The organism is Gilliamella sp. Fer1-1, assembly GCF_001690825.1.
GTDB lineage: Bacteria > Pseudomonadota > Gammaproteobacteria > Enterobacterales > Orbaceae > Gilliamella > Gilliamella apicola_C.
On the sequence record NZ_LZGX01000090.1, the window covers coordinates 1 to 1,704 of the forward strand.

Sequence of the window (1,704 nt, forward strand, 5' to 3'; positions counted from 1 at the left end):
ATAGGTAAAAGATAATTTTAAATATAGGCCAAATAATAAGTAGAAAACAATATGAGCAAAATAATCAATAAAAAAAACTTTAATAAAATTGTATTTGGGCTGAGCCCTTTCTTTTTTAGCGCAGAGATTTATGCTCAACTAACAGCCAAAACGAGTAAAGTTATTGAGGGAGATTTACCATCATTATCACCACAAATAGAAAAAAATATAGAAGATTTGGAGCTATTTGGGTTAGCAGTTGATGGTGAAAATTATTATGGAAACAAAGTAACACGGCTTCCAATATCATCAGCTTATCCATTAAAAAATCAAATTAAAGTAGCACCAATAAGACAACCTGATACGCAGGAATATCTTGATGTTGATGGTGACGAATTAGGATATCTTGCAACGCAATCCGCTCCGCAAATGATATGGTATTATACGGATACAGAAAAACAACTAGTAGAATTTACACCTACAAAGTCTGATACGCTCTGCTCATTAGCAAAAGAAGGAAAATTTGGTCCATATAAAATAAAAGTATCAGGGGATTTAATATTAACGTCAAAATATGGAACTCCATTTACTAACCAGTATCCCAATAGTAAAGTGGCTAAACACCCCTCTAAAACCTATACGATAAGCTCTGATGCTGGGTTCTGTTACGCAAAACCAGAGCTAAAACCTGAAGGTGCAAAAGCGAGTGTTGCTAATCAATGGGATGAAAGTAATGGTTTTTTAATTCAATCTAATATTGATTCTGCTAAAAATTTTCCCACAACGGCTTTTTATGGTGCACAATTTGATCTGGTATTAGCGCAAAAAGGCCTTATCAAGAACTATAGATGGAAGATTGTAAAAGGAAAAGAACTTGTTACCATTACACCAAATAATAAAGAAGATAAATTAACGATTTCATTTAATACTAATGATGCTAAAAATCCTCAAAAAGCTTGGCAACATGTTATTGGTTCTGGTGTAGGATATGCTGTTATAATTGAAGGAAAGAATATTGCTACAAATAACATTATTGAATACAAGTTTACCTTAACTAAATGGTTTGCTGGTTGGAGCAAAAAACAGGTCGGCACAAATGCTGCGTTAAGCGGTACGGCAGCCGAAATTGTAGAAGGATGTGAATCCTTAGGTGGGCATTATCGTATTAGTCATGCAAACGAATTAAGTAATGCTCCAGCAATAAGTGAAAACAAAAACAAAACCAAATTTACTCGTGAAATAGGCACCTTAATTGGCGAGTGGGGAACACCTTCACAAGAAGCTTACCCTAATTCATGGGCAGCAAAAAATGCTCAGGGTGCTGCTTATAAACGTATTTGGTTATACGATACTAAAGTGAATAAGTACTGTGATTTACATACTTATGGGGATGCTATCTATCATTGCATTGATGAAGCAGGGAAGAAAAATGGAGTATGCACTGCTGTAAACAAACCATGATATAGCATTTATCAAATGCCAATTTGTTAAATATACTTATCTATATACTAGCTGTTTTTTAAAAGCTTTTTTAAAGTTTCTAAAAAACAGCTTAGCCCCTTCTTTTCTTCAACCTAATAGACCAGATTTTATATAGTTACGATATCTTTATAAAAACATTTGTCATCAGAAAATAAAAGATCTTAGCGATAAATAAAATATTTATAAATAGGTATCAACTATTTATAAGGCCTAAATTGATCGTATTAAACGATTTGTTTATAT

1 protein-coding gene is annotated in these 1,704 nt (G+C 32.9%); it reads left to right on the forward strand.

The genetic code is table 11. The annotated features are described in order from the left end of the window. The first annotated feature begins 51 nt into the window (after window positions 1–51). On the forward strand, window positions 52–1,440 hold the full coding sequence (locus A9G28_RS10025; protein WP_065567541.1) for a hypothetical protein: 1,389 nt from the start codon (window positions 52–54) through the stop codon (window positions 1,438–1,440). The last annotated feature ends 264 nt before the right edge of the window (window positions 1,441–1,704 follow it).

Excerpts from the sequence above, each read along its gene's own strand:
- A9G28_RS10025 (WP_065567541.1), top strand. The coding sequence starts at position 52 with ATGAGCAAAATAATCAATAAAAAAAACTTTAATAAAATTGTATTTGGG.